This is a genomic window from Arthrobacter sp. Soil_N43, from assembly GCF_057655195.1.
In genome coordinates this window covers 31,621-57,619 of record NZ_JBDGML010000103.1, presented here as the reverse complement: position 1 = coordinate 57,619, position 25,999 = coordinate 31,621, and the positions used below count along the sequence as shown (strand labels likewise).

Here is a 25,999-nt window from a genome sequence, read left to right as displayed (position 1 = left end):
AGGCGCGTCGAATTCAACGAGAGTCCGGTGGCCTCCACGGACATGGGCAATGTCTCGCAACTGGTGCCAAGCATCCATCCGCTGCTCGGCTACGACGTGGGCGGCGCAGCCCATCACACGGCGGATTTCGCCGCCTATGGGTCCTCCGCATCCGCCGACAGTGCCGTGATGGACGGCGCGTTCGGTCTGGCGGCGGCCGCCGCAGCGGCAGCGGGGGATCCCAGGCAGCGGGCCCTCCTGCTGGGCGGCAGCCTTGGTTGAGGGAAAGGTCCGGCCGCCGTGACGTGCAGGCCGGACCAGCCTTAATGCGACCGCTCAGGCGTGCCTCTGCGCCACGCTTTCGAGCCAGGCCGTGATGAGGGGAACGACCACGCCACTGTGCATGGCGCCCAAGTGGTCAAGGCCGGGAAGTACGCGCACGTCCCAGCCTGCCGCTGTCAGCTCCCGCTCATGGGCCGCAAGGGGCGCGCCGATCCTCACCTGCACGCCTCCCCAGAGCGGCGAGTAGTCGATTTGATCGTTTGCTCCTGCAAATGCCAACCGCGGCAGGCCGGGAACCACCGCTGCTGCTGCATCATCGAAGTCCTGCAGCGCTTCGTAGAGCGTCAGGAATTGGCGGGTCTGTGCCTCGTCCGTTTGGATCGTCGCGGAATCCCAGTCGCCCGGCTCGGGAGCCTCGTCAGCGGAAGGTGCTTGCGCCGGGGCCTTGGCTGCCATGGAGTGCGCTGCCCTGGTGACCGCGAGCATGCTCTCGTATGGACCGTCGAGGGGCGGGAAGCCGCCCATGATCAGCGCCCAGAGACGGTTGGTACGGGTGGCCAGCTGCAGCCCGCAGAGGGCGAGCCGTGAGTACCCGTAATACGCGAACTCGCCAGCGTCTGCCGCGTCGGCGATGGCCAGGAGATCCGCGGTGACGTTCTCCGGGGTGAGGGTATCCGGCGCCGGGTGCGCCATCCGGTGCCCTTCGTAGTCTGCCGCGACCACCCGATAGTACGGGGACAGGCCCGCTACAAGGTTCGGCCCCAGGTCCGGGTCGGCGCCCCAGGCGCGCATCGTCTGCGCCTCGGACTCAGTGCGGGGCGCGACCCTCGCGGGGATGAGGAGCGCCCGGCCCGCGCCGCTGACGGCGATGGGAATGCTGGACCCGTCGTGGAGCACCGCTTCTGCGCTGTAGTTCATCGTTCCTGCCGTCCCTGGGTGAAGGGTGTTTACCGGCTACCGGTTGCCGGCCTCCATCCGGAGGCGGTGGTACTCCTCGCGGGGCATGGGCACCGCGTCCGGGGTGCCCAGCTTGTTGAGGGGGATGCGGTGGGTCTCTGGGGCAGACCACGCCGCAATCGCGCCGATGATCGTGATTCCAAAGCAAATGGACCCGATGACAAATGGTACGTTCGCGGACCCCGGCGGGGCTACGGTTGCGAAGAGGGTGGGCAGGAACGCTGTGAGCACAAGGCCAATGTTCTGCGAGACAGCGAAGCCTGTGACACGCGTGCGGGATGGGAAGAGCTCCTGGAAGAAGCTGGCGAACGTCGCGTTCCAGACCTGATAGAGCGTGCCCCACATGAGGATCGCCAAGACCACAGTGAGCACAACATTGTTCTGGCTGACCGCGTGCAGGTAAGCGTAGGCCAGGGCGCCGGATCCCAGGGACCCGACAATCATCAGCGGCCGGCGGCCAAACCGGTCGGAGAGATCTCCAAACCAGGGGATGAGAGCCAGCGCCACCACGTTGGCCAGGACAGGGATCCAGAGGTATACGCTCGTGCTCATGCCGACGCCGTAGCCCGGCTGCGTGGCATAGGCCGCGCCGAAGACTGCCACGGTCACGCCAACGACGTTGACCAGTGTCATACAGACCGCGCGCAGTACGTTGAGTCCGCTTTCGCGCATGACCTGGACAATTGGCGCCTTGCGGATCTCCCGGTGCGCCTTCTCCTTCTCGAAGACAGGAGTTTCCTCGACCTTCCGCCGGATCATGTATTCGGCGAACACGACCAGGGCACTGAGAAGAAAGGGAATGCGCCATCCCCAGGATTTGAAGGCTTCGTCGGAGAGCACGGCCGAGAGCGGGAGGAAGACCGCAGCCGCGACAATCTGCCCGGCCTGCGTGCCCTGCAGGGCGAAGCTCGCATAGAAGCCGCGCCGGCCGAAGGGCGCGTGCTCCACGATCATTGCGCTGGCGCCGCTCAGTTCCCCTGCCACGGCAAAACCCTGGACCAGCCGCAGGGCAACCAGCAGGGCAGGCGCCAGGATGCCAACCTGGCCGTAAGTGGGCAGCAGAGCCACCGCGAACGTTGACACGCCCATCAACAGCATGGCAGGAACCAGCACGTTCTTCCGGCCGTGCCTGTCACCCCACTGGCCGAGGAAGAACGCCCCGATGGGCAGTGCACTTTTTTCGACCGGCATCACCCTTGGTAAGCGCCTTCCATGAAAGACCCTGCAGGGCTGCCCTGTCAAAGCCCTTTTGTTGCGCCCGTCACATTCCAGCACCGCTGAGGCGTCCGCGATCCTCCGCGGCGGCGAGGGGTAGCCTCTACATCAGGAAACCCTCGCGCTGGCCAGGAGCGGCAGATGACTGAGAAGATGACCGGCCCGCTGGCCGACTTCGCCGCAGAAGATGTGGCGCGCGCCGGCGGCAAGGGCGCCAACCTCGGTGAACTGGTGCGGCACGGCTTCCCGGTGCCGCCCGGCGTCGTCCTCACCACCTCCGCCTACGCCGCCTTGCTGGCGGACACCGGACTGGGCCTCACGTTGGACCAGCTGCTGGAATCCGGGTCAGACGGATCCCTGATCCGGGACGAATTTGCCCGCGCCGCCATGCCGGAGCGGATCCGGGCGGAAATCTCTGCCGCGTACGCCTCCTTGGGCGCCGGACCGGTGGCGGTCCGGTCCAGTGGCACCGCCGAGGACCTGGCCGGCGCCGCGTTCGCCGGACAGCACGACACGTACCTGAATGTGCTCGGCGAGGATGCAGTGCTTGCGGCGGTCACCGGCTGCTGGGCCTCCCTGTGGACAGACCGCGCGATTGCCTACCGGGAGCGGGAAGGGATCGCCCCGGGCGAGGCGGCGATCGCCGTCGTGATCCAAAAGATGGTTTCCGCGGACACCGCCGGTGTCATGTTCAGCGCCAATCCGGTGACCGGCGAACGCGGCGACATCGTCGTTGACGCGAGTCCGGGGCTGGGCGAGGCTGTGGTTTCCGGACGAGTCACGCCGGAACACTATGTCCTGGACGGCAGCGGCCGGGTCAGGGCGTTCACTCCGGGTGGTCGGGAGGTGGCCATCCGGGCTGCTGCCGGCGGCGGCACGCGGGAGTACGCCGGACCCGGGAGCACCGGGCCCGCCCTCACTCGGCAGCAGCTCACGGAACTGGCGCGGCTGGCGCGCGGCGTGCAGGACCATTTCGGCAGGCCGCAGGACATGGAATGGGCCATCGCCGGGGGCCGCCTCTACCTGCTCCAAGCCAGGCCGATGACCGCCCTTCCGCCGCAGCCGCTGCGGCTCAGCCGCTTCCAGCGGCTCGTGGGCCCGTTCTTCGTCGAGATGTTCCAGGAGCGTCCTTATCCCCTCGACGTATCGGGCTGGATGCAGCGCGGGATCCTGGCGATGCTCCATGGCATGGCGGACAGTGTCGGCATCCTCTTCCCCTCGGTGGCACAGATCCTTCAGGAAGAGGACGGGGTGGTGATCCGGCTGGTACCGCCCGTGCCGAGGACCACACTGCGCGTCCTGGGAGCGCCGGTCTCGCTGGCGCGCCGGGCACGGCAGTTCGATCCGGCCCGATGGAACGAGGACCCCAGGTTCGCGGCATTCCTGGAGAACGTCCGGCGGCTAAAGGGTTCCGAGCCGAAGTCCCAGTCCTGGCGCGAAGTCATGGCGCTCGCGGACGGTGCCTTCGACGCGATGCGGGGGATCACCGAGCTTCGGAAGTCCTATCTTCCCGGCGTTGCGATCTCCGTGCTCAAGCTGCGCCTGCTGCTGCTGCTTCTGGGAAAGCCGCGGCTTGCCTCGGCCCTCATCGCCGGCGCCGAAACCCGCACGAGCCAGGCGAACCGGGCCCTGGAGGATTTGGCCGAGCGCGTGCGGTCCAGCCCGAGGCTGGAGCGTGCCTTGAGGGGACTCCGGCCCGGTGAACTGTTGGACCCGCTAGGGCACAACGAGGAGTTCAGGGAGTTCGCCGCGGAGTTCAGGGCGTTCCTTGCCGAGTACGGTCACCGCGAAACGGTCAGCGTGGTGTTGAGCAGTACCCCGACCTGGTCCGATGCGCCGGAGGTGGTCCTCGGCCTGATTACCGCGATGCTGGGCGAGCGGCGCGCGGCTGCGGACCAGACCGGAGGGGCGCTGGCGGAGCTGTCGCGGCATCCCGCCCTTCGTTTCGAGCCGCTGCGCCGGCATCTTCTGTCCGTCGTAGATGCGGCGAAAGCAGGCATGGCCTTCCGCGAAGACAGCCACTTTTACGCCACGATGGTTCTCCCGCCGCTGCGGCGCGCCCTGCTTGAGCTGGGCCGCAGGCTTTGCGCGGCTGGCGTGCTGGCGGATCCGGAGGAGGTCCACCACCTGCGGTACGAAGAGCTGGCCGCAATCACCGACCCCGGTGCGCTCCCGCCGTCGGAGCGGGACCGGTACCGCCGGCTCGTGCTGGACAGGGCAGCCAAGCGCCGTGAGCTGGACGGCATTCCGCTGCTGGATCCGGCCGTGCTGTTCCGGCAGCGGCGCCGGCCGCCCGGTGTCCTGGTTTCCGGTGTGCCTGCCAGCCGGGGTCAGGCCACCGGAGAGGCAAGGATCATCCGTGGCCCGGCCGATTTCGGGCTTCTGCGCAGCGGCGAGGTCCTCGTTTGCCCGTACACCAATCCCTCCTGGACCCCCCTGTTCCAGCGGGCCGCCGCCGTCGTGGTGGACGCTGGCGGCATCGGTTCGCATGCTGCCATCGTTGCCAGAGAGTATGGAATACCGGCGGTCATGGGGACCGGATTCGGGACCAGTGTGCTGCGGAACGGGGACCTGGTCAGAGTCGACGGGAGTACCGGCCGGGTCTTCCCAGCAGCGCGTGAGCTCTAAGCCCAGGCGTCTTCGCTGGCGGCGATGCGGTCCACAAAGTCCAGGACCGCGGGGTGCGCCGGGTTGATGAGATGGCTGCCGGTGACGAGCACGGTCTGGGTAAAGGGCAGGGCGCCCGACAATCTGGCGTTCACCAGCCGGCATGCCTCGATTGAATCCTGGGCTGTGACGATGAGCGCCGGCCGGCGGATTCCCGCGAGTTGGTCCTCGTCCAGCTCCATCGCGTCCTCGCTGAGGTCCATGCCGTGGCCCTTGATTTCCGCGAGGACGGCCGGCCCGGTCGCTGCAAAAATCTGCTTGATGCCCTCCGGGAATGATTCCCAGGCGGCGTCGCCCAGGGCCGCCCGGATCACCGCCTCCGCGATCTGGCCGGGCTGCCCGGCGGACTGCTCAAGCACTCTGAGCCGCAGTTCGCGTGCCCAGGCGTCAGCGAGCGGATCGAGCGTGAACAAGGCCGGTTCCAGGAGAACCAGCGCCTTCACCTTGTCGGGAAACCGGCGGGCCAGTTCGATGGCGATGAGGCCGCCGGTGCTGCGGCCGATCACGACGGCGGGCCCCGCGTGCAGTGCGGCCAGCACACCGGCAGCGTCGTCGACGTGGTCAATCAGGTCCAGGGTGCCGAAGGGCGCAGGAGGGGCACTGCGGTAGAAGCCTCTGCGGTCATAGATGATGCACCGGCCGTGCAGCGCGAGCTCCCTGGCGGCGTCCGTCCACATCGCCGCCGAACCGGGCGTCCCGTGCAGGCCAAGGAGCGGGATCCCGTGACCGTGTTCCTCGTAGTGGAGATCCACGCCGTTGACGCTGAGCCTGGACATAGCTCCAGCCTAGGTGCCGGGGTTTTACAGCGGAAGGGCGCCTTAGTCGGCGTCGACAGCCGGGAGGGACTGACGGTTCCTGATCCGTGATTCGCCGAATTCGATCGCAAGCGGCCGGATCTCCCAGTGGCCGGTGCGCGACATTGGACGTCCGACGGCGACGTGCGGGACCCAGCGTGGATACCGGAAGCCGAGGGCGCGTGAGCTGAGAATAAAGTCATCAACGTTGTCCACGAGAAGGTCCTCCAGCAGTTCGTGCAGCGCCTGCACGAGCATCATCTGAAAGTCCCGAACGTGCTGAGGCACGTCCACTTCGAGTCCGCACACGTGGCCGCCGCCCAAGACGATCAGCCGGGCGGCACTGCCCGAAAATCCGTCCAGTATGGGCAGCCCCTTCAGCCAGGCAACTGTCCTGCGGGTGGCCGCTTCGGCGCTGGTGGATCCCTTGGTCCACTCAGTGACGTCCTGTGCGAAGTCCGCAAGGATGCCAATGTGCAGCAGGGTGAGGTGCAGGCCCTGTTGCCTGCGCAGCCCGACGACGTAGCTGCCCAGCTCCTCGTAATCGGAAGGGCCGGACCCAATGCTGGTTACCGGAACCTCCACCGTGATCCGCGGAAGCCCATACATCCGGACCCCCTTGTCAGCGCTGGCAATTGGCTTCGGTGCCATTATCCTCCCGGGCGTCGTTTCCCGCGCCCTACCGCGGGGATTTGATCGTGATCTGACGTGTTGCGTTGCGGCATTGACTACCGGACGCGGAAGCCTACGATGGTGCGCACAGGACCTTCCGGCACGCCTCCGAATGTCGCCGTGCCTATCGGGCAGCTCCCCGGGGACCTGGGTGAGAAGGAGAAAATTCATCATGCTTAAGGAACGTGAAGTCATCGCTGTCCTTCCCGCGAAGGACATTTCCAGGGCCAGGGATTTCTATCGGGATGTCCTCGGCCTGGAACCCTCAGAGACCCTGGACGAAGAGAACCTGCTGTACACCTGCGGGAACGGAACGTCGTTCCTGCTGTATCTGACAGACAACGCGGGTACGGCGAAGAACACGCAGTTGAGCTGGACCACCGACAATCTCGAGGCCGAGGTTGAGGAGCTGCGGGGCCGGGGTGTTGTTTTTGAGGACTATGACTTCCCGGGGCTGAAGACCGAGAACGGCATCGCCACGAGCACTGCCGGAAAGGCCGCCTGGTTCCTGGACACCGAGGGCAACATCCTCAGCCTCTTCCAGCGCCCGTAGCTGTGTGACCGGCGTGGCTGCCTGATCCGTGCACAATGGACGGGTGACTTCCGCTGCCCTGAACCCTGCAGGCACCCCTGGCCCCTTTGACCTGGGAGCCATCGGTGCCGGCCTGGTTTTCGCGGACTCCCTGGGGCGGCTCGCCGCCGCGCTGCGTGCGGACAGCCCGGCCGGTGCCGCGGTGGTGCAGGCCCCGCCCGGCACAGGCAAGACCACGCTGGTTCCCCCGTTGCTCGCCAACCTCCTCTCCGGCGGGTCACCTCCGGAAGCCGGCCAGGCGGGCGGCAAGGTGCCGCGCACGGTGGTGACCCAGCCCCGCCGTGTTGCCGCGCGCGCGGCGGCCCGGCGTCTTGCCGCGCTGGACGGCAGCCGGTTTGGTGACCGGGTGGGGTATACGGTCCGCGGCGAGCGCAAGACGGGCTCGGGGACACTGATCGAGTTCGTCACTCCGGGCATCCTGTTGCGCCGCCTGCTCTCGGATCCCGGGCTGGAAGGCACCGGTGCAGTGATCCTCGATGAGGTCCATGAACGAGGGCTGGACACCGACCTCCTTCTCGGCATGCTCGCAGAGGTCCGGGTGTTGCGTGGCGACCTCACGCTCGTCGCCATGTCGGCCACGCTGGACGCGCCGCGGTTCGCCGCGCTCTTGGGGGAGAACGACGGCGGCGGGGCGGTTCCCGTCGTCGACTGCCCTTCGGCGCTGCACACCCTCACAGTGGACTGGGCGCCCGCGGCCGTGCCCCGGCTGGACAGCCGGGGCGTGACCCGCCCCTTCCTGGACCATGTCGCGGACACCACGGCCGCCGCCCACTCCCACGCCCTCGAAACAGACCCTGGCATCGACGCCCTGGTGTTCCTTCCGGGCGCCCGGGAGGTGTCCCACGTGGCAGCCCGGCTGCGCACCAGGGTCAAGGCTGAAGTGCTGGAGCTGCACGGCCAGGCCGGCCCGGCGGAGCAGGACCGCGCCGTTTCCGGACGGGAGCCCGGCGGCCCCGCGCGGATCGTCGTCTCGACGGCTTTGGCCGAATCCTCCCTCACCGTTCCCGGGGTCAGGCTGGTCATCGACGCCGGCCTGTCCCGCGAACTGCGCCGCGACACCAACCGCGGCATGTCCGGCCTGGTGACCGTGTCCTGTTCGCGCGCGTCCGCCGAGCAGCGTGCCGGACGGGCCGCCCGCCAGGGTCCCGGAACAGTGGTCCGCTGCTACGACCAGAAGACCTTCGGTGCTGCGCCGGCCCACCGGACCCCGGAGATCGCTGCGGCGGACCTGACCGGCGCCGCCCTGGTCCTGGCCTGCTGGGGATCCCCAGGCGGGAACGGACTGGCCCTCCCGGACGCGCCGCCGAAGGCAGCCATGGACGACGCCGTCGAGGTGCTGCGGGAACTCGGGGCGGTGGAGCCCGACGGCCATGCCACGCCGCTGGGCAGGATCCTCGCCAGGATCCCGGCCGACCCGCGGCTGGGACGCGCGCTGCTGGACGGCGCCGCCACCGTGGGCCCACGCACCGCGGCGGAGACAGTCGCCGTCGTATCCGGAGACCAGCGTGCGCCAGGTGCGGACCTTCCGCGCCTGCTCGCAGCGCTCCGCGGTGGCAGGGATCCGGCCGCCGGCCGCTGGGCCGAGGAAGCCCGGCGCATGGAGGCGATGGCACGCCAGGAGGCGTCCGGCACGGAAACCTCCGGCCGGGCCCAGTCCCGGCCCGCCGAGCCGCTGACGCCGGCGGAAGCCGTAGGGTCCGTCGTCGCCCTCGCGTTTCCGGACCGGGTGGCGCGCCGCGTTCCGGGCCCCGGACCGGAGCGCTACCTGCTGGCCTCCGGCACGCGGGCTGGCCTGCCGTCGGGCAGCGCGTTGTCCGGGCACGAGTGGCTGGCTGTCGCCGAGGTGTCCCGGGCCGGCGGGCGGGATGCGGCCGGCACCGGAGCCGTCATCCGCTCCGCGGCGCCGCTTACCGCGGACGCGGCCGAGGCCGCCGCCCGGAACCTGCTGGGCGAGACGGTGGAAGCCGGCTTCAGCCAGGGAAAGGTCACTGCCAGAAGGGAACGCCGGCTGGGAGCGATAGTCCTTTCCTCAACCCCGGTGCGGCCCACAGCCGGGGAGGGGCGGGCGGCCGTGGCCCGGGCGCTGGAGCGTGAAGGGCTGGGAACCATCGGATGGTCGACGGCGGCCGACGCCCTGCGCCGCCGGCTCGCCCTGCTGCACCGGGAACTGGGTGCGCCGTGGCCGGACGTTTCCGAGCAGGCCCTGCTGTCCCGGCTGGACGAATGGCTGGCCCCGGAGCTTGAGGCAATGGCCGGCGGAACCCCGGTGAACAGAATCGAGCTGGCAGACCCGTTGCGCCGGCTCCTGCCGTGGCCGGACGCGGCACGGCTGGGTGAACTGGCCCCGGAAGGCCTTGAGGTGCCGAGCGGTTCCCGCGTGCGGATCGACTACCCGGATGTCGGCGACGACGGCGGCCGGCCCGTGGTGGCGGTCAAGCTCCAGGAATGCTTCGGCTGGGCGGAGACCCCGCGGCTGGTGGACGGTGCAGTTCCCGTGCTGTTCCACCTGCTCTCGCCGGCGCGGCGTCCGCTGGCCGTAACCGATGACCTCGCATCGTTCTGGTCCGGACCTTACGCACAGGTCCGCGCCGAGATGCGAGGACGTTATCCGAAGCATCCCTGGCCGGAGGACCCGTGGACCGCACCGGCCACGGCGCGGACGAAAGCCCGGATGTAACCCCCGAACGCCGTGTTCCCTGGCCCCGGAGGCGACGGCACGGATGTCCGCGGGACCCGGATAGATCCCGGATACAAACCTGAAACGTTTTGTCCCCGCGGTGAAACATTGCCCGGCTACGCTAATGCCAACCGGGACAACGTGGTCCCGGTCCGCATGAAAGGACACAACGATGATGCTTTGGAGCAACTTCCTTCTCGATTTCAGTCCGCATGACGACGATCCGCAGGCACAAGCCGGCACGGGTGTCACCGAATTTCCCAGCGGCCAGCTGACGTCCAGCGCCTGGGAAGGATGGTGGCACGACGACGCCTGAGGCTGGTCGCGTCCTGTGACAGGCTCCGGCTCCCGGTTCCACAGTGGCACGCCTCTCCCTATTGCTGTCCGGCCGCCTCAGGGTGTCGAATCGACTTACCAAGGCCGCATGGCGGCTCAGCACTAGGACGCCGGGAGATGGTCATGTCCCTGAAAGGCACAAATGGCCGGGGCAAGGGCCCCGGCCGCGGCAGTACGGACCTTCGTCGGGCCGATGCGTCCGCGGGGATGCAGGCCGACGCGCCGGAGAAGGTCCGCAACATTGCGCTTGTGGGCCACTCGGGAGCGGGAAAGACGCTGCTGCTTGAGGCATTGCTGGCGGCCACCGGCGTCATTTCGCGGATGGGCTCGATCGAGGACGGCAATACGGTCAGCGACGCGGAACCCTCCGAAATCCACCAGCAGCGCTCCGTGGTGCTCTCGGTGGCCCCGCTGCTGTACGACGGCATCAAGGTGAACCTCCTGGACACGCCGGGGTACGGGGATTTCACGGGCGAGCTGCGCGCCGGGCTGCGCGCAGCCGATGCGGCGCTGTTCGTGGTCTCCGCCCTGGATGACATCGATGCGGCCACCACGGCGCTGTGGGCGGAGTGTGACCAGCTCGGAGTGCCGCGGGCGGTGGTGATCAGCCGGCTGGACCATCCGCGGGCCAACTTCGAAGCGACCCTCGCCGCATGCCAGCGGGCCTTCGGCGACTCGGTGGTGCCGGCCTACCTTCCGGTGCGCACCGGTACGGAGATCACCGGTCTGCTGGGGCTGCTCTCCGGGACGGTAGCGGATTACACGGACGGCGACCCGGTCCCGGCGGAGCGGGAGGCCAGCCCCGACGAGCTTTCTGAATCGGAGGCGGCACGCGGGGCGCTCATTGAAGGCATCATCTCGGAGAGCGAAGACGAGACGCTGATGGACCGCTACCTCGGCGGCGAGGACATCGACGTCGACATCCTGGTGGCTGACCTCGAGACCGCCGTGGCCCGCGGGTCCTTCTTCCCTGTGCTCGCAACCTCGGCGACGACGGGACTCGGAGTAGCCGAACTGCTGGACATGCTGACCCGCGCTTTCCCCTCGCCGGCGGAGCGTGAGCTGCCCGCGGCAACCGATCTTGCCGGGGCGCCGGTGGGCCTGACCTGCGATCCGGCGGGGCCGCTGGCAGGAGAAGTGGTGCGCACCACCATTGATCCGTTCCTGGGCCGGGTGTGCCTGGTCCGCGTCTTCTCCGGCACCCTGCGGGAGGATTCGGCGGTGCACGTCGGCGGTCGCGGGCTGTCCGAGCGGGGCCATGAGGACCACGACAGCGACGAACGCCTCACGCACCTCTACTCGCCGGTGGGAGCCAGCCTGAAGCCGGTGAATTCCTGCGTGGCCGGCGACATCTGCGCGATCGCCAAGCTGGCCAATGCCGAGACAGGGGACACCATCTCGGCCAAGGAGCGCCCGCTGCTGGTGGAGTCCTGGGACATGCCGGAGCCCCTGATGCCCGTGGCCGTAGAGGCAGCCTCGCGCAGCGATGAGGACGCCCTCGCCAAGAGCCTCGGGAAAGTGGCGGCCGGCGACCCGACCCTGCGGGTGGAACGCAACGCCGAAACGCACCAGCTCATCCTGTGGTGCATGGGGGAGGCCCACGGCGAGGTGGTGCTGGACCGGCTGCGCGACCAGGGGGTGAAGCTGCAGACGGTACCGGTGGTGACGCCGCTGCGGGAAACGTTTGCCGCACCCGCCGCCGGCCACGGACGCCATGTCAAGCAGTCCGGAGGCCACGGGCAGTACGCGATCTGCGACATCGAGGTGGAACCCCTGGACCGCGGCGCAGGGTTCGAATTCATCGACAAGACCGTGGGCGGAGTGGTTCCCGGCCAGTACATCCCGTCAGTCGAAAAAGGCGTCCGGTCCCAGATGCAAAAGGGAGTTTCGGCCGGCTTCCCGGTGGTGGACATCCGGGTGACCCTGGTCGGCGGCAAGGCCCACAGCGTCGACTCGTCGGACGCCGCGTTCCAGGCCGCCGGCGCGCTGGCGCTGCGCGAGGCGGCGGCCGCCGGACGGATCCAGCTGCTTGAGCCGGTCTCCGCCGTGACCATCAGCACCCCGGACGAGTACGTCGGGCCGGTGATGAGCGACCTGTCTTCCCGCCGCGGGCGGCTGACAGGAACGACGTCGGCAGGCGGCGAACGCACCGAGGTCACCGCCGAGGTGCCCGACGGCGAACTGTTGCGCTACGCCGTCCAGCTGCGTTCGCTGACGGCCGGGACCGGCCGCTTCCGCCGCAGTTACCTGCGGCACGAGCCCGTGCCGGGCAACGTGGCACCGGCTGCCGCCAACGCCTGAATCAGGCGCGGCGCAGGAAGGCCGCAGCCGCTGGTGCCAGGGACGCGCCGATCTCGGCCGCGCCGCGCTTGTGTCCTGCCACGGCAAAGGAATGATCGCCGCCCTCGCACCAGTGCAGGGTGGCGTTTGGTCCCACGCGGGAAACGACGCCCTCAAGCAGTTCGGGCGTCGCGAAGGTGTCGCGCGTTCCCTGTAGGAACAGCATCGGCAGTTCCAGGCCGTACAGGTGCTCGTCGCGCAGCTTCTCCGGCTTGCCCGGCGGGTGCAGCGGGTAGCCGAGATAGACCAGGCCGGAGGCGGGCATGCCTTCAGCTACCGCCATGGATGCCATGCGGCCGCCAAAGGACTTGCCTGCCGCCCACAACGGTTCGCCCTCCGACCGGGACCGGGCCGCGTCCATGGCGGCCCGCCACGCGGCGATCGCGGCCGGCGGCCGGTCGGGAAACTTCCTGCCGGCCTCACGGTAGGGGAAGTTGAAGCGCAAGGTGGCGACGCCGTCGTCGTTAAGTGCGCGGGTGAAGCCGCTCATAAACGGATGCTCCATGCCCGCGCCCGCCCCGTGCGCAACCACCAGCGTCGCGAAGGGGTTGTCCGGGCGGGCGTATACACCGGAGACCCGGACGTCGCCGACATCAATGGTGACAGGGGATTCAGCAAGTGGCATGAGTCCATGATGCCGGATACCCGAGTGCGGCGCGCCCGCTCAGCCGGCCGGCACCACCCTGAGCCAGACGTAATCCTGCGGGCGCAGGACGATGCCCTCGTCAATGCGGACGTCATCGTCGGAAAACAGGTCCCGCGCCACTGCGTCGAATCCGGACAGCGTCTCGGCCGAAATCACCGCGGGTCCGTCGCTGAAGTTTGCCAGCGCCAGAACCAGTGACCCGTCCCCGGGCCGCTGGTAGCCCAGTACTCCGGGGTTGTTCGTGGTGAAGGGGACCAGCCGCGTCCCGGCCAGTTCCGGGGTGGCGGCGCGGACGGCCGCCATCCTCCGCAGCCCGGTGAAAATGGCACCCTCCGGGGTGGCCGGATCAGTCCGGTTGGCGTACCGCTCCGCGGGGAACTGCGGCCGGTGCACCCATCGGCTGTCCGCGTCGTGGCCCTCTTCGAGCGCATAGTCGTAATCGTTGAGCTGGCCCACCTCATCGCCCAGGTACAGCAGGGGGATGCCGCCGGTGCTGAAGGTCACCGAATGGGCGAGCAGGATCCGGCGGATCGCCTCCGCCGAGCCGTCCTCGAGGCCGCACAGCGAGGCAGTGGTTCCGGAGATGCGGCAGTCACCCGTGCGCGGATTGTCTTGGAACGGCACGCCCCGGGCGAAGCTGCCCGGGAAGCGGTTGACGTAAAAGGAGTTGAGGAAGCGGCGGTGGTCGAAGCCGTTGATCCCGAACTCGGCGGCGTCCTCATCGGCAAATGTCCAGCCGATGTCGTCGTGGCTGCGCACATAGTTCACCCAGGATGTTCCCGCCGGAATGTTGTGGCGGCGCTCGAGGGCCTGCGAAAGCAGGGAGACGTCACGGGTGGCCAGCGCCTCCCAGATCAGCGCCATCTGCAGAGGATTGTAGGAGAGCTGGCACTCGGCCGGATCAATGTACAGGGCCACTTCGTCGGGGTGGACGATGGCTTCGGACTTGAAGAGCAGCGACGGGGCAGCGAGCCGGCAAACCGCATTAAAGGCCTGCAGCAGCGTGTGGGCTTCCGGCAGGTTCTCGCACGTCGTGCCGAGTTGCTTCCAGATGAACGCCACGGCATCCATCCGCAGGATCTCCACCCCCTGGTTGGCGAGGAAGAGCATCTCGCCGGCCATGGCCCGGAATACCTCCGGGTTGGAATAGTTCAGGTCCCACTGGAAAGTGTGGAACGTCGCCCACACCCAGCGGCCGTCCGGCAGCGGCACAAATGAGCCCGGGTGGTCCTCCGGGAAGATCTCGCGCACGTTCTGCTCGAAGGCGTCCGGCATGGTCCGGTCGGGGAAGATCCAATAGTAGTCGCTGTAGCGCGGATCGCCCGCACCGGCTTTGCGGGCCCACTCGTGCTCATTGGAGGTGTGGTTGAAAATGAAGTCGACCACGAGGCTGATGCCGTTGGCGCGCAGTTCGACGGCCAGTTCGCGCAGCTGTTCCATCGTCCCGAGCTTGGGGTTGACTTCCCGGTAGCTGGACACGGCGTAGCCGCCGTCGGACAGTGGCTCGGGGGCCAGGAAGAGCGGCATCAGGTGCAGGTAGGTGAGGCCGAGTTCCTTGAAGTAGGGGATCCGTGCACGGACACCCTCAAGGTCGGCGGCGTACCGGTCCACATAGCAGACCCCGCCGAGCATGCGGTTGGACTGGAACCAGTCACCGCTGCCTTCCCGTTCCGCGTCCAGCATTTTCAGATCTGTGGGGCGGTCCTGCCAGGAACGTGCGGTTTCCAGCACGAGGGATTCCAATTGGTCCTGGAAGTCGGGCCGTGGGCCGTAAAGGGAATGGAACAGCCGGGCCAGGTCGGGGAAATGGCGGTCGAAGCGCCGCTCGAAGTCTGCCCAGTCCCTGCTTCCCCGCGGAATATCCACCTGCCCGGCGACGGCGCTGAGCACCTGCTGGCCGGCTGTCTGGTCCAGACTGGCGGATTCAACCATGGAGAGTGTCCCCTTCGACGACGGTGGGCGCCAGAGGGCGCCGGGTCAGTTCACATCCTTGCGGTTTCTACCTGACGCCGCAACAGGCCCTGCGCCTGCGCCCCCGTAAAGTAAGCAGGGTGAGCAGACGAATCAGCCCGTACGATGCATGGCAGCGCCTGCTTGTCTCGGTGCTGAACGTCCCGCTGATCGTCGTCCTCGGACACGACAACTGCGGCGCCGTCACGGCCGCGAAAGAGGCCGTGGAAACCGGGGAGGTGCCATCGGGCCACATCCGCGACCCGGTTGAACGGATCACACCATCGGTGCTGAGCTCGCTGCGTGAGGACAAGACCGACGTCAACGACATGGTGGTCGAACATGCCAAGCAAACCGTTCGCCGGCTGCTGGACAGTTCACGGGTGATCTTCGACGCCGTGGACGATTACTCGACCGCGGTGATCGCCGTCGCTTACCGGCTCGAAGAGGGCCGGGCGCAGCTCGTCTCCACATCCGGCGTCCTGTAAAGCAGCCAAAGCGGCTCGCACGGCGCGCGGCCGACTCTGGCTGGGGCTGCCCCGTCAGCTGGCCGGGTCGTACCCGAATTGCCGGAGCTCTTGCGGGCAGCGGCAGGCGACGGCGATCTTCGCGGCCCACTCGAGTGCCGCCTCCCGCGAGGGCAGCTCCAGAACGGTGTAGCCGCCGTTGGGGACCTTGTGGCCCGGGTACGTGCCCTCGGTGACGGTGCCGTCACCGGCCACGAGCACTGGGTCTACGTCCTCATCGATCCCGCCGCCGAAGACATACACGCCCGCCGCCTTGGCTTCCTCGATGACGGCATGCGAGGAGTCGACCACCGCGTCGAAGTCCTCCTCGGGGACCACCATGGCCTCACTGGGGAACGAGATCAGGTACTTCGTCATTCGAGGACTCCTCTGCTCCGGCGGCGCCATCCGTCGGCTCTTCTCTGCGGCACCGCTCTGGTGCCCAGCCCGATTATGGCGCCGGCGCCCGGCATGTGGTCAAGGTCGAGCGCCGCGACCGACACTTGTGTCTGGCCTGCCGGGCGGCAGCAGTGGCCCAACGCGCTGGGCGGAAGGGTGCTGACGCAGCGGTCCAGGCCGGGGTAGGTTGTCCCCATGGCCAGCGAACAGACCACCCTTACCGTAGACGGCCCCAACGGCCCCCGCGACATGCGGATCTCGAGCCCCAGCCGGGTCCTTTGGCCCGAGTTGGACCTGACGAAGCTGGACCTGGCGCGCTACATTGTGGACGTCGGCGAGGCCTTCATCCGGGCCAACGGTGACCGGCCGGTGTCGCTCCAGCGGTTTTCGGACACCGTCGACGGCGATCAGTTCTTCTCCAAGAACCCTCCGAAGGGGACGCCGGACTTCATCCGGTCCGTCAAGGTGGTCTATCCGAGCGCCCGCTCGCATCCCCAGCTGGTCCTGGACGAGCCTGCGGCCGCGGTGTGGGCCGTGCAGATGAACACCGTCGTGTTCCACCCGTGGCCTTCGCGCGCCGAGAACTCGGACAACCCGGACCAGCTGCGCATTGACCTTGACCCCCAGCCCGGCACGGACTTCGATGACGCCGTCCCCGCCGCCCAGGAGCTGCGAAACGTGCTGTCGGAAGCGGGGCTGGAAGCGTTCATCAAGACCTCAGGGAACCGCGGCCTGCATGTCTACGCCCCGATCGAGCCGAAGCGGGAATTCCTCGACGTGCGCCATGCAGTGATCGCCGCCGCGCGGGAACTCGAGCGGCGGATGCCGGACAAGGTGACCACCAACTGGTGGAAGGAAGAGCGCGGCGAACGCGTCTTCCTGGACTTCAACCAGGCCAACCGTGACCGCACCATCGCCGGCGCGTACAGTCCCCGGGCGCTTCCGCATGCCCCCGTGTCCTGCCCGATCAGCTGGGACGAGCTGGAAGGCGTCAACCCGAAGGACTTCACCATCCTCACCGTGCCCGAGCGGCTAAGAACCGTGGGCGACCCGTGGGCGGACATGAGCGCCAACCCCGGGACCGTCGATACGCTGCTCGGCTGGTGGGAGCGGGACATCAACGATGGGTTGGGCGAACTGCCGTTCCCGCCCGACTACCCCAAGATGCCGGGCGAACCGCCCCGCGTGCAGCCGAGCCGGGCCAAGAAGCCGGAGTAGAGCGCCCTATTCGAACCGCGAGGGATCGCCGGTTCCCCTGCGCACCACCTCGGCGGCGCCGCTCGAGAAGTCGATGACCGTCGTCGGCTCGGCCCCGCAGTCACCGGAATCGACAACGGCGTCCACCACGTGGTCCAGCCGCTCCTTGATTTCCCAGCCCTGGGTCAGGGGCTCCTCCTCGTCCGGCAGCAGCAGCGTGCTGGAAAGCAACGGTTCACCCAGTTCGGCCAAGAGCGCCTGGACGAAGCGGTGGTTCGGAATGCGCACACCCACGGTCTTCTTCTTCGGGTGCAGGAGCCGGCGCGGCACCTCCTTGGTGGCCGGCAGGATGAACGTGTAGCTGCCCGGTGTCACGGATTTGATGCTGCGGAACACGTCGTTGCCGATGTTCACGAACTGCCCCAGCTGGGCGAAGTCCCTGCAGACCAGTGTGAAGTGGTGCTTGCTGTCGAGCTGACGGATGGTGCGGATTCTGTCCAGCGCCTCCTTGTTGCCCAGCTGCGCCCCGAGCGCGTAGCAGGAGTCTGTGGGGTACGCGATCAGTCCGCCGGAGTGGAGCAGGTCCACGATCTGGGCAATCGCGCGCGGCTGGGGGTCTTCGGGGTGCACATCAAAGTATCTCGCCATGGCTAGAGCCTACGGGCACCAGGAGCCGCGGGGTATCGGGAGACGCAAGTCAAGCAGAAACCGGCATTCATTTACTGCACCGACTGGACATATCTCCGCCGATTCCGTCAGGGTGGATAAGGTGTCCGGCGTCATCCGGTGCCGGCAGATCTGAGATTCCCGTGGGGGGAAACTATGGCCATTTTTGACCTGGCTGCCGACACGCTCGGAAACCTCAGCAAGCCGACGACCCTCGCCCGGCAAGAAGTGGTGGTCGGACCTGTCCGACGTCAAGATCCGCAAGACCCAGGCGCGGGGGCGGATCGCGCTGGTCTGCGCCTCCGGCGGTGCCGCCGGAATCGTCCAGGTCAGGCGCGGCGAACACACCGACTTCGACAATGACCTGATCTGGCAGGCCTACCCGGATGACCATCCGCACTCCATCGAGAGGATCCCGCACAACGGCTCGATCCTCACCGCCAGCTCGAAGGGCGGCAAGAACCTCCAGCTCTACTCCCCGAAGAACCCGGACTCGATCGACGACTTCGACAGCTATGAAAAGGTCAACTCCTGGAGCTTCCCGGGCGCCCATGGCACCCTCTGGGATCCGCGCACCAAGAACGAGGTTTCCCAAGGAGTCCTGTGGGTGCTCGGCGACGGCAAACTCGTCGGCTACAAGGTCAAGGGGTCCGGCCAGAACACTGACCTCGACGTCTGGCGCGAAGTGGTCATCGACCATCCCGCCGCCAAAATGGGTCATGACCTGCAACCCGACTTCACCAAGCGCGGCCACCTCCTGCTTGCCGACAGCAAGGGCGTCTACCGCTACGACGTCAACAGCAACGACAAGGTCATCAGCGACCCGATCTGCGCCAAGGGGCGGGTCAAGTCCATCGCCCGGCACTCCGTCACCAAGGAGTACATCTGGGTGGTCGGTTCACCCAAAACAGGCGAGATGGGCACACGGGTAAGCATCGGCAAGGACCTGGGGACGCCGACCCACGAGCGCGGCTGGCCCGAGGCACGCTTCTACAAGGCCAGGATCTTCAGCCCGGACTACGAGTGACCGCCACGGCAACACCCGTGAACCCCTATGAAGGAATGCCCGTTTCCGGCAACATGTGTAGTGCGGTCCGCCACACCAGCGGCCATCCCGACTGTCCCGACTTAAAGGAGAATGCTGTGCCTACCGTGCTCAACCCTTACCTCGGCTTCCGCGACAACGCCCGCGATGCGATGACCTTTTACCAGTCGGTTTTCGGCGGCGACCTGGCCCTCAGCACCTTCGGCGACTTCCATGCCAGCGAAGACCCGGCGGAGGCGGACAAGATCATGCACGGGATGCTGACGTCCGGCAACGGGCTCGTCCTCATGGGCGCGGACACGCCTGCGGGCATGGACTACACGCCGGGCAACACCATCTCCGTCTCGCTCAGCGGCGACGACGAAACCGAACTGCGCGGCTACTGGGACAAGCTCTCCGGCGAGGGCGGCTCCGTCACGGTACCGCTGGAGCCCGCGCCCTGGGGCGACACGTTCGGCATGTGCACGGACCGGTTCGGCATTGCCTGGCTGGTCAACATCACCGGAGCCCAGCAGGCGCCGACTGCCTGACCCCTACTTCCGGGCGACGGGCGCGGTCCAGGCTGGCTGCGTCTCTCGAGGCCAAACGTCACGCTGACGGACTGCGCCCCTCGAGCCAGTCGGACATCCTGAGCAAGTCACGCCTGGACGAATACCGGGCCGCGGTCCGCAGTTTTGAAGTCGCGTTCGACGTTGCCGAGCGTGAAGCCCGAAGGATCAGGCACAGCAACTTTTCCGCGGGCGAGCGCCACCGGCTGGCCACGGCCAGGAAGCTGCTGCGCATCGCCGAGGACGAGGCTGTCACACCTGCGGAACGGCAGACGGCATACAGGCGTGCGCGGCACGAGCTGGAGGGCCTTATCGTTCTGCCCGATGCCACACGGGCAGCACTCGAGGAAAAGGTCGCCCGGATGCTCGGCACTGGTTCGTCGGCTGCCATCTGATCCTTCGGAACAAACCGTAGGACGTGCTTACTCGGGTGGAGCCGGCGGCGTCCAGGTCCAGTTGCGGATTTCGGGGAGGTCTTCGAAACACTCGCGGATGTACCGGGCGTGGGCGTCCAGCTGCCGGCTGCACAGCTCAGCCAGGTCCTCGGCCCCGGGGAGCCGGCGCGGCATGCGCCGCAGCGCTTCGAGAGTGAGGTGGTAGCGGCTCATCCGGTTCAGCACCACCATGTCGAAGGGGGTGGTGGTAGTGCCCTGCTGGCTGTACCCGCGCACATGGAACCGTTCCGGGTTGGGCCGCCCGTGCAGCAGCTGGTGGAAGGATCGGGCATAGCCGTGCCAGGCGACGACGACATCGCATCCTTCCGTGAACAGGGCGCTGAAGGTGCCGCCGTCGAGGCCGTGCGGGTGGGTCTGGCGGGGCGGGAGGACCATGGCGTCCATGATGTTGACCACGCGGACACGGGCATCGGGGACGTGGCGCTGCAGCAGCCAGGCGGCCGCCAGCGTCTCCTCGGTGGGTATGTCGCCGGCACAGGCGAGGACGATGTCCGGGTCAGCCGTGCCCTCCGTCGGTTCGTTGCCGGCCCAGTCCCAGCGCGAGGCGCCTGCCTCGGCATGGGCCCGGGCTTCGTCCAGCGTGAGGTATTGCGGATGCGACTGTTTGTCCACCACCACAAGGTTGACGTAGTCGGTGCTGAGCAGCGCGTGTTCTGCCGCGGCCAGCAGGGTGTTGGTGTCCGGCGGCAGGTAGATGCGCGTCACCTCGCCGGAGAGGGAGAGCACCGTATCGATGAGGCCCGGCCCCTGGTGGCTGAACCCGTTGTGGTCATTGCGCCAGCAGGTGGACGTCAGCAGGATGTTGAGGCTCGGAACGGGGGAGCGCCAGTCCAGTTCCCGCGCGTGTTGGAGCCATTTGGCGTGCTGGACTGTCATGGAGGCGCTGACCATGGCGAAGGCTTCATAGCTGGCGAAGAAACCGTGCCTCCCGCTGAGCAGATACCCCTCGAGCCAGCCCTGGCACAGGTGCTCGGAGAGCACCTCCATCACGCGGCCATCGGGGGAGACATGGTCACTGGACCCCGCGGCGTCGCCGCCGCCGGGCGGCAGCAGCAGGCAGCGGTCGCTCGCCTCGAAGACAGCCCCCAGGCGGTTGCTGTTGGTTTCGTCAGGGCAGAAGAGCCGGAACCGCGGGTCGTCCTCCGTGCTCCGGTAAAGGTCGCGGAACAGTTCGCCGAGCGGCTTGGTGGTTTCCTTGCTGGTGGAGCCGCGCTCGCCGGGATCCACGGCGTACTGCGCCAGATCAGGGATCTCCAGCGGAACGGAGGGCAGGCCGTTCGCGGGCGGTACGGATCCCATCCGCAGTGCACCCTCCGGAGCCAGGGCCGCCAGCTCGGGAACCAGCCTGCCGTCGGCGTCAAACAGTGTTCCGGGCTGGTAGGAACGCATCCAGTGTTCGAGCTGGGCAAGGTGCTCAGGATTGTCCCGGACCCCTGACAGCGGCACCTGGTGGGAACGGAACGTTCCTTCCACCGGGCTGCCGTCGACGGTTTCCGGTCCCGTCCAACCCTTGGGAGTCCTCAGGATGATGGCCGGCCAGCGGGCGGCGCCGGTCACACCGTTGCTGCGGGCAGCCTCCTGGAAACGGCGGATATCGGCATACGCGCGGTCGACTGCGGCGGCCAGTTGACCGTGGACCCGTTGGGGGTCGTCGCCGGAGACCGTGACGGGAGCCCAGCCGTGGGCATGCAGGAGGGCCTCGACGTCACCGTCGGAGCGGCGGCCCAACACGGTGGGCCCCGAGATCTTGTGCCCGTTGAGGTGGAGGATCGGCAGGACGGCGCCGTCCCTGGCCGGATTGAGGAAGAAGGGCGCATCCCATGACGCCGCCAGGGGACCGGTTTCGGCCTCTCCGTCGCCCACCACACAGGCAGCGATCAGCCCGGGGTTGTCCATGACGGCGCCGGTCGCGTGCATCAGGGAATAGCCGAGCTCGCCGCCCTCATGGATGGATCCGGGTGTGGCGGGGCCCGCATGGCTTCCGATGCCGCCGGGGGTCGAAAACTGGCGGGCCAGACGCCGCAGCCCGGCCGCGTCCTGGCTGATCTCCGGGTAGACCTCGGAATACGTGCCTTCGAGGTACACGTTCGCCACCACAGCCGGCCCGCCGTGGCCAGGGCCCGCAAGGAACAGGACCTCCGCGCCGGTCCGCCTGATCAGACGGTTGAGATGCACGTAGATCAGGGACAGTCCGGGGCCGGTGCCCCAGTGGCCGAGCAGCCGCGGTTTGATGTGCTCCGGTGCCAGCGGTTCCCGCAGCAGCGCATTCTCCTGGAGGTAGATCTGGGCCACCGTGAGGTAGTTCGCAGCGCTCCAGTACCGGTGCAGCAGGTCAAGTTCATCGGGGGAAATGGCTTCGGCCGCATCGGTGGTGCCCATGCCCTGCCTCTCGTCGGATCTGCTCCAGCGCTGACGGGCACAGTCTATCCTCCGGGATTTTGGAACCTCAGATCCACGGCGGCGCGGCCGGCACTTCCGCTCGTGGGGATCCGTTGTGTGTAGCTGTGACCCCTTGGGTGCCGCGGCCGGTGGCCCATTGCGCGAGGGCGGCCAGTGGCCCGGTGATGATCGTCGGGTTCCCGGCGAGCGTGTCGCCGAACGTCAGGTCCGTGCCCGTCACGTTGGCTACGAGGCCGGTGTCGGTGCCGCGGGTCCGCCAGGCTGCGGTGATGTCGCGGAGGAGCCGGGTGAGGACGGGCTCGGGGATGTCGGTGAAGGTGGCGCCGTTGTTGAGGTCCACGGCGTGGACCCAGACTTCGCGGGTGCGCATCCAGACTGTTTCTTCGGCCGGGACGATGCGGCCCTGGGCGGTTTTGACTTTGTGGTGCCAGGCGTCGGCGTGCAGGTCGCGCCATTCGACGGACAGGTGCACGGCGGAGTGGTCGAAGAGGTTCCGCAGCGCGGTCGGGGACAGCGTGGCGCCGAAGTCGATTTCATGGTTCCGGGCCTCGGTGGAGGCGTACATCGGTGTCTCGACTCCGGTGGCGGCCCACTCGACCAGCCGCGCGATGGCGCGGGCGTTGTAGCCCACATGGGCCACGACGTGGCGGCGGGTCCAGCTCGGAAGCAGGGTGCCGCCGTCGAGCTCTGCGTCGGTGAGTTCGTTGAGTTTGCGGGCGAAGAACGCCGTGCCGCGCCGCGCCTGCAGGAGTGCGTCCTGCAGGCGCGGGTCGGTGGTTTGGTCGGTGCGGGCGGCCATCAGGCTTCCTTGACCACGCGGTTGTTCAGCTGGCCCAGGCCCTCGATGGTGGTGACCAGGAGTTGACCTTCCTGCAGGTAGCGCTTGGGGTCCTGGGCGTGGCCCACGCCGCCGGGGGTGCCGGTGGCGATCACATCGCCAGGGTTCAGCGTGATGATGGTGGAGATGTAGGAGACCAGGAATTCCGGGGTGAAGACAAGGTCTCCGGTGGGGGTGCTCTGCTGGATCTCCCCGTCGACGGCCGAGGTCATCAGCGGACCGGCGCTGAACTCGTCCTTGGTGACCAGGGCGGGGCCGAACGGGGTGGACTTCTCCCAGGTCTTGCCCTGCAGCCACTGGATGGTGCGGAACTGGTAATCCCGCATGGACACATCGTTCAGCACGGCATACCCGGCGATGTGCTCGGCGGCGTCGGCTTCGCTGATCCGGCGGCCCTTCTTGCCGATGACCACGGCGAGTTCGGCTTCCCAGTCCACGGTGTCCGATTCCTGTGGCAGGGCCAGGTCATCGTTCGGGCCGATCAGGGACTCGGCGTACTTGGCGAACAGGGTGGGGTATTCGGGGACCTCCCGGCCCATTTCCTTGATGTGGTTGCGGTAGTTGTGGCCCACGCAGATGATCTTGCCCGGGGAGGGCACGACGGCGGCGAGGTCCGCGCCGTCGATCGGGTGCGTGGCGCCGCTGGCCGCCTTGGCGGTGGTTTCCCAGGCGGGATCCTGCAGCAGTGCGCCGATGTCGGCGAACCCGTCGATCTCGGTCAGGGTGTCGCCGTCCTGGCGGACCGCCGTCGTGCCTTCGGAAGTGCGGAGGGTGAGGAGTCTCATTACTTGGTGCGTCCTTCGGTGTAGGTGCGGTTGAAGTTCAGGCGTTCAAAGATGGGGGCGTCGCTGAAACGGAACAAATCAAACTCTGTTTGAGAGCCAGTCTCGGCCTGCAGGGACCATTCCTGCCAGGACGGGACGACGAACAGGTCGCCCTTCGCCAGGGCCCGGGTTTCACCGTTCAGCACCACGGAGCCGGTGCCTTCGAAGAGCTGCCAGACGCTGGAGCCGACCTCCCGGACGGCCTCGGTGGACGCGCCGGCGCGGAGGCGGTGGAACTCGGCCCGGATGGTGGGCATCACGTCCCCGCCCGTGGTCGGGTTCGAGTACCGGATGGCGGCGTGGCCCTGGGACAAGGTGGCCGGATGGCCCTCGTCCTCGAGCAGGAGCTGTTCGCGGAGCGCCGCGTCGGTGTGTTCCCAGCGGTACGCGGCGATGGGGGAGTTGGTGGTGTCATCGAGTCCGGAGAGCGGGCGCAGGCCGGGGTGGGCCCAGAGCCGCTCGGAGCGGGAGATGTCCGGGGTGGCCTCGTCGGTGACGCGTTCGGTGCCGAACTCGAAGAACCCGGCGTCGGCGTAGTGCACGAACGGGATGTCCAGCCCGTCGATCCAGGCCATGGGCTGGTCGGTGTCGTTGTGATGGCCGTGGAAATTCCAGCCCGGGGTCAGCAGGAAATCGCCGCGCCGCATCGCCACCGGATCCCCGTTGACGACAGTCCAGACACCTTCGCCCTCGACGACGAACCGGAAGGCGTTCTGCGAATGCCGGTGCTCCGGCGCGGTCTCGCGGGCGCCCAGGTACTGGATCGCCGCCCACAGCGTCGGGGTGGCATACGGCGTGCCCGCCAGGCCCGGGTTCGCCAGGGCAATGGCCCGGCGTTCACCGCCGCGGCCCACCGGCACCAGGTCACCGGCGCGCGCTGCCAGCGGATACAAATCGCTCCAGCGCCACACATGCGGCACGGCCTTCGGGGTGGGGACCATCGGCATGAGATCCCCGATCTCCGTCCACAGAGGGATGAGGTTCTCCGCCTCGAAGTCGCGGTAGAGCTGATCCAGCTGGGCAGCCTCCTCCGGTGTCGGCTCCGGAACGGACAGCCCGGCGGCAACAGATTCATGCGTGGGATTCTCGGCGCTGATGGACACGGGGGCCTCCTCGTTGAGTGCGGAATACGTTGGGCGCATTTCCGACATTAGAGAGGCGCGTCCGGAAGCCTCCAACACATTCTGCTAGACAGAATCTATTGGTGTGCTCAGTCCGGTTCCGCCGGATTCGCTGCGATGTCGATTTCCAGCTGGCGGCGGGTCTCGAGCATGACGCCCACGAGTCCGGCGTCGAACAGCTTTCGGAACCTGGCCACAGGCGTGGCGACACTGATGGCTCCCACTACGTCACCCTTCCGGTTATGGAGTGCCATTCCCAGGGCGCTGATTCCTTCCTCGGTTCCCTCGAAGTTGGCAGCAAAGCCGTTGCTGCGGATGGTGTCCAGCTCGCGCAGGAATGCCGGAAACTCGTCGTCCGGAATGCTGTCTCCGCCGATCTCCGCGTTCTGGCTGCGGAACAGCTGTTCGAGCATTGCAGGCTCGAGCTCTGCCAGCATCGCCTTTCCGCCCGAAGCCTTGTTCGCGGGAAGGACAGTGCCCTGGCGGTCACCCACACGGAGGGCGTTGGTGCTTTCCACAGTGTCCAGGAACCGGACCTTCGTTCCCACACGGATCATCAGGTTGACCGACTCGTTGACGCGGGAGCACAGCAGCTCCATGTGGGGGCGGGCCAGCTCCCGCAAGAGACGCGTCCAGCTGACGCCGGCCGGTCCGGCGCCCATCGCCGGCCCCGGCACATAGCGCCGGGATTCGTCCTGCACGGCGAAGCCGCGGTAGACCAGCATGGCCAGGAGCCTATGAGCCGTGGAGGGCGCTACCCCGAGCTCGCTTGCCGCATCCTTCAGCCGCAGGCTCCCGCCGTCGCGCAGCAGCTGCAGCAGCTGAAGTGCGTTGTCCACTGCCTCAATGGAGTAGGTGGGCTTCTTCTGGAGCGGAGAGTTCTGCATAGCAGA

The 25,999-nt window shown here is 67.8% G+C and carries 21 protein-coding genes and 3 pseudogenes; 11 read left to right on the top strand and 13 right to left on the bottom strand.

Going from position 1 to position 25,999, the window contains the following annotated elements; all coding sequences use genetic code 11:
• Positions 1 to 261: pseudogene (locus tag AC3A3W_RS14005) on the top strand (hypothetical protein); the annotation flags it as partial.
• Between the two features lie 54 nt (positions 262 to 315).
• Here the strand turns inward: AC3A3W_RS14005 and AC3A3W_RS14000 are convergent.
• Positions 316 to 1,179, bottom strand: coding sequence for an alpha/beta hydrolase (locus tag AC3A3W_RS14000; protein WP_487443638.1), 864 nt, complete (start codon positions 1,177 to 1,179; stop codon positions 316 to 318).
• A 36-nt stretch (positions 1,180 to 1,215) separates the two neighbouring features.
• Positions 1,216 to 2,409 (bottom strand): MFS transporter, encoded by a 1,194-nt coding sequence (locus tag AC3A3W_RS13995; RefSeq protein WP_487443642.1) that lies wholly within the window; start codon positions 2,407 to 2,409, stop codon positions 1,216 to 1,218.
• Between the two features lie 165 nt (positions 2,410 to 2,574).
• Between AC3A3W_RS13995 and AC3A3W_RS13990 the strand changes: the two genes are divergently transcribed.
• Complete coding sequence (locus AC3A3W_RS13990; protein ID WP_487443637.1) at positions 2,575 to 5,061, top strand: PEP/pyruvate-binding domain-containing protein; 2,487 nt, start codon at positions 2,575 to 2,577, stop codon at positions 5,059 to 5,061.
• On the opposite strand, the gene AC3A3W_RS13985 is transcribed toward AC3A3W_RS13990, so the two are convergent.
• Positions 5,058 to 5,876 carry an alpha/beta fold hydrolase gene (locus AC3A3W_RS13985; protein WP_487443636.1) on the bottom strand — a complete coding sequence of 273 codons (819 nt, stop codon included), beginning with the start codon at positions 5,874 to 5,876 and terminating at the stop codon, positions 5,058 to 5,060. The genes AC3A3W_RS13990 and AC3A3W_RS13985 overlap by 4 nt on opposite strands.
• A 42-nt stretch (positions 5,877 to 5,918) precedes the next feature.
• Positions 5,919 to 6,545: a hypothetical protein gene (locus tag AC3A3W_RS13980; protein ID WP_487443635.1), complete on the bottom strand. Its 627-nt coding sequence runs from the start codon at positions 6,543 to 6,545 to the stop codon at positions 5,919 to 5,921.
• Between the two features lie 193 nt (positions 6,546 to 6,738).
• On the opposite strand from AC3A3W_RS13980, the gene AC3A3W_RS13975 reads away from it, so the two are divergent.
• From AC3A3W_RS13975 to AC3A3W_RS13960, 4 genes are all read left to right on the top strand, one after another.
• The gene (locus AC3A3W_RS13975) at positions 6,739 to 7,119 is read left to right on the top strand and encodes a VOC family protein (protein ID WP_487443634.1); all 381 of its coding nucleotides are present in this window, start codon (positions 6,739 to 6,741) and stop codon (positions 7,117 to 7,119) included.
• A 43-nt stretch (positions 7,120 to 7,162) separates the two neighbouring features.
• Positions 7,163 to 9,835 (top strand): ATP-dependent helicase HrpB, encoded by a 2,673-nt coding sequence (hrpB, locus tag AC3A3W_RS13970; RefSeq protein WP_487443633.1) that lies wholly within the window; start codon positions 7,163 to 7,165, stop codon positions 9,833 to 9,835.
• A gap of 172 nt (positions 9,836 to 10,007) precedes the next feature.
• Positions 10,008 to 10,151, top strand: coding sequence for a hypothetical protein (locus tag AC3A3W_RS13965; RefSeq protein ID WP_487443632.1), 144 nt, complete (start codon positions 10,008 to 10,010; stop codon positions 10,149 to 10,151).
• A 143-nt stretch (positions 10,152 to 10,294) separates the two neighbouring features.
• Complete coding sequence (locus AC3A3W_RS13960) at positions 10,295 to 12,472, top strand: elongation factor G-like protein EF-G2 (protein WP_487443631.1); 2,178 nt, start codon at positions 10,295 to 10,297, stop codon at positions 12,470 to 12,472.
• A gap of 1 nt (position 12,473) precedes the next feature.
• Here the strand turns inward: AC3A3W_RS13960 and AC3A3W_RS13955 are convergent, their stop codons facing one another.
• Positions 12,474 to 13,136 carry an alpha/beta hydrolase family protein gene (locus AC3A3W_RS13955; RefSeq protein ID WP_487443630.1) on the bottom strand — a complete coding sequence of 221 codons (663 nt, stop codon included), beginning with the start codon at positions 13,134 to 13,136 and terminating at the stop codon, positions 12,474 to 12,476.
• 39 nt (positions 13,137 to 13,175) lie between these two features.
• Positions 13,176 to 15,089 (bottom strand): alpha-amylase family protein, encoded by a 1,914-nt coding sequence (locus tag AC3A3W_RS13950; protein WP_487443629.1) that lies wholly within the window; start codon positions 15,087 to 15,089, stop codon positions 13,176 to 13,178.
• Positions 15,090 to 15,253: 164 nt separating this feature from the next.
• Between AC3A3W_RS13950 and AC3A3W_RS13945 the strand changes: the two are divergent.
• Positions 15,254 to 15,595 (top strand): annotated as a pseudogene (locus AC3A3W_RS13945) (carbonic anhydrase); the annotation flags it as partial.
• 54 nt (positions 15,596 to 15,649) lie between these two features.
• Here AC3A3W_RS13945 and AC3A3W_RS13940 read toward each other — a convergent pair.
• Entirely contained in the window at positions 15,650 to 15,991 is a 342-nt protein-coding gene (locus AC3A3W_RS13940) for a YciI family protein (protein ID WP_487443628.1), read from the bottom strand.
• Between the two features lie 216 nt (positions 15,992 to 16,207).
• Between AC3A3W_RS13940 and ligD the strand changes: the two genes are divergently transcribed.
• Positions 16,208 to 17,230: a non-homologous end-joining DNA ligase gene (ligD, locus tag AC3A3W_RS13935; protein ID WP_487443627.1), complete on the top strand. Its 1,023-nt coding sequence runs from the start codon at positions 16,208 to 16,210 to the stop codon at positions 17,228 to 17,230.
• Between the two features lie 6 nt (positions 17,231 to 17,236).
• Here ligD and AC3A3W_RS13930 read toward each other — a convergent pair whose 3' ends face one another.
• Complete coding sequence (locus AC3A3W_RS13930) at positions 17,237 to 17,857, bottom strand: L-threonylcarbamoyladenylate synthase (protein WP_487443626.1); 621 nt, start codon at positions 17,855 to 17,857, stop codon at positions 17,237 to 17,239.
• 184 nt (positions 17,858 to 18,041) lie between these two features.
• Between AC3A3W_RS13930 and AC3A3W_RS13925 the strand changes: the two genes are divergently transcribed.
• The 3 genes and pseudogenes from AC3A3W_RS13925 to AC3A3W_RS13915 all read left to right on the top strand — a co-directional run.
• Positions 18,042 to 18,902 (top strand): DUF6528 family protein, encoded by an 861-nt coding sequence (locus tag AC3A3W_RS13925; RefSeq protein WP_487443625.1) that lies wholly within the window; start codon positions 18,042 to 18,044, stop codon positions 18,900 to 18,902.
• Between the two features lie 116 nt (positions 18,903 to 19,018).
• Entirely contained in the window at positions 19,019 to 19,450 is a 432-nt protein-coding gene (locus AC3A3W_RS13920) for a VOC family protein (protein ID WP_487443624.1), read from the top strand.
• A 38-nt stretch (positions 19,451 to 19,488) separates the two neighbouring features.
• Positions 19,489 to 19,863 (top strand): annotated as a pseudogene (locus AC3A3W_RS13915) (hypothetical protein); the annotation flags it as partial.
• Between the two features lie 27 nt (positions 19,864 to 19,890).
• On the opposite strand, the gene AC3A3W_RS13910 reads toward AC3A3W_RS13915, so the two are convergent.
• From AC3A3W_RS13910 to AC3A3W_RS13890, 5 genes are all read right to left on the bottom strand, one after another.
• Positions 19,891 to 22,302 (bottom strand): phosphoketolase family protein, encoded by a 2,412-nt coding sequence (locus tag AC3A3W_RS13910; RefSeq protein WP_487443623.1) that lies wholly within the window; start codon positions 22,300 to 22,302, stop codon positions 19,891 to 19,893.
• Positions 22,303 to 22,369: 67 nt separating this feature from the next.
• On the bottom strand, positions 22,370 to 23,122 hold the full coding sequence (locus AC3A3W_RS13905) for a maleylpyruvate isomerase family mycothiol-dependent enzyme (RefSeq protein ID WP_487443622.1): 753 nt from the start codon (positions 23,120 to 23,122) through the stop codon (positions 22,370 to 22,372).
• The gene (locus AC3A3W_RS13900; RefSeq protein WP_487443621.1) at positions 23,122 to 23,946 is read right to left on the bottom strand and encodes a fumarylacetoacetate hydrolase family protein; all 825 of its coding nucleotides are present in this window, start codon (positions 23,944 to 23,946) and stop codon (positions 23,122 to 23,124) included. The genes AC3A3W_RS13905 and AC3A3W_RS13900 overlap by 1 nt, the downstream gene beginning before the upstream one ends.
• A complete protein-coding gene (locus AC3A3W_RS13895; protein ID WP_487443620.1) occupies positions 23,946 to 25,088 on the bottom strand; it encodes a cupin domain-containing protein in 1,143 nt (380 codons plus the stop codon). Before AC3A3W_RS13895 ends, AC3A3W_RS13900 begins: the two co-directional genes overlap by 1 nt.
• Positions 25,089 to 25,195: 107 nt before the next feature.
• The gene (locus tag AC3A3W_RS13890) at positions 25,196 to 25,993 is read right to left on the bottom strand and encodes an IclR family transcriptional regulator (protein ID WP_487443619.1); all 798 of its coding nucleotides are present in this window, start codon (positions 25,991 to 25,993) and stop codon (positions 25,196 to 25,198) included.
• Positions 25,994 to 25,999 lie beyond the last annotated feature (6 nt).

What these genes read in the sequence shown, in the direction of transcription:
- AC3A3W_RS14000 (WP_487443638.1), bottom strand. Translation starts at nt 1,179, where the DNA reads ATGAACTACAGCGCAGAAGCGGTGCTCCACGACGGGTCCAGCATTCCC.
- AC3A3W_RS13995 (WP_487443642.1), bottom strand. Translation starts at nt 2,409, where the DNA reads ATGCCGGTCGAAAAAAGTGCACTGCCCATCGGGGCGTTCTTCCTCGGC.
- AC3A3W_RS13990 (WP_487443637.1), top strand. Translation starts at nt 2,575, where the DNA reads ATGACTGAGAAGATGACCGGCCCGCTGGCCGACTTCGCCGCAGAAGAT.
- AC3A3W_RS13985 (WP_487443636.1), bottom strand. Translation starts at nt 5,876, where the DNA reads ATGTCCAGGCTCAGCGTCAACGGCGTGGATCTCCACTACGAGGAACAC.
- AC3A3W_RS13980 (WP_487443635.1), bottom strand. Translation starts at nt 6,545, where the DNA reads ATGGCACCGAAGCCAATTGCCAGCGCTGACAAGGGGGTCCGGATGTAT.
- AC3A3W_RS13975 (WP_487443634.1), top strand. Translation starts at nt 6,739, where the DNA reads ATGCTTAAGGAACGTGAAGTCATCGCTGTCCTTCCCGCGAAGGACATT.
- AC3A3W_RS13965 (WP_487443632.1), top strand. Translation starts at nt 10,008, where the DNA reads ATGATGCTTTGGAGCAACTTCCTTCTCGATTTCAGTCCGCATGACGAC.
- AC3A3W_RS13960 (WP_487443631.1), top strand. Translation starts at nt 10,295, where the DNA reads ATGTCCCTGAAAGGCACAAATGGCCGGGGCAAGGGCCCCGGCCGCGGC.
- AC3A3W_RS13955 (WP_487443630.1), bottom strand. Translation starts at nt 13,136, where the DNA reads ATGCCACTTGCTGAATCCCCTGTCACCATTGATGTCGGCGACGTCCGG.
- AC3A3W_RS13950 (WP_487443629.1), bottom strand. Translation starts at nt 15,089, where the DNA reads ATGGTTGAATCCGCCAGTCTGGACCAGACAGCCGGCCAGCAGGTGCTC.
- AC3A3W_RS13940 (WP_487443628.1), bottom strand. Translation starts at nt 15,991, where the DNA reads ATGACGAAGTACCTGATCTCGTTCCCCAGTGAGGCCATGGTGGTCCCC.
- ligD (WP_487443627.1), top strand. Translation starts at nt 16,208, where the DNA reads ATGGCCAGCGAACAGACCACCCTTACCGTAGACGGCCCCAACGGCCCC.
- AC3A3W_RS13930 (WP_487443626.1), bottom strand. Translation starts at nt 17,857, where the DNA reads ATGGCGAGATACTTTGATGTGCACCCCGAAGACCCCCAGCCGCGCGCG.
- AC3A3W_RS13910 (WP_487443623.1), bottom strand. Translation starts at nt 22,302, where the DNA reads ATGGGCACCACCGATGCGGCCGAAGCCATTTCCCCCGATGAACTTGAC.
- AC3A3W_RS13905 (WP_487443622.1), bottom strand. Translation starts at nt 23,122, where the DNA reads ATGGCCGCCCGCACCGACCAAACCACCGACCCGCGCCTGCAGGACGCA.
- AC3A3W_RS13900 (WP_487443621.1), bottom strand. Translation starts at nt 23,946, where the DNA reads ATGAGACTCCTCACCCTCCGCACTTCCGAAGGCACGACGGCGGTCCGC.
- AC3A3W_RS13890 (WP_487443619.1), bottom strand. Translation starts at nt 25,993, where the DNA reads ATGCAGAACTCTCCGCTCCAGAAGAAGCCCACCTACTCCATTGAGGCA.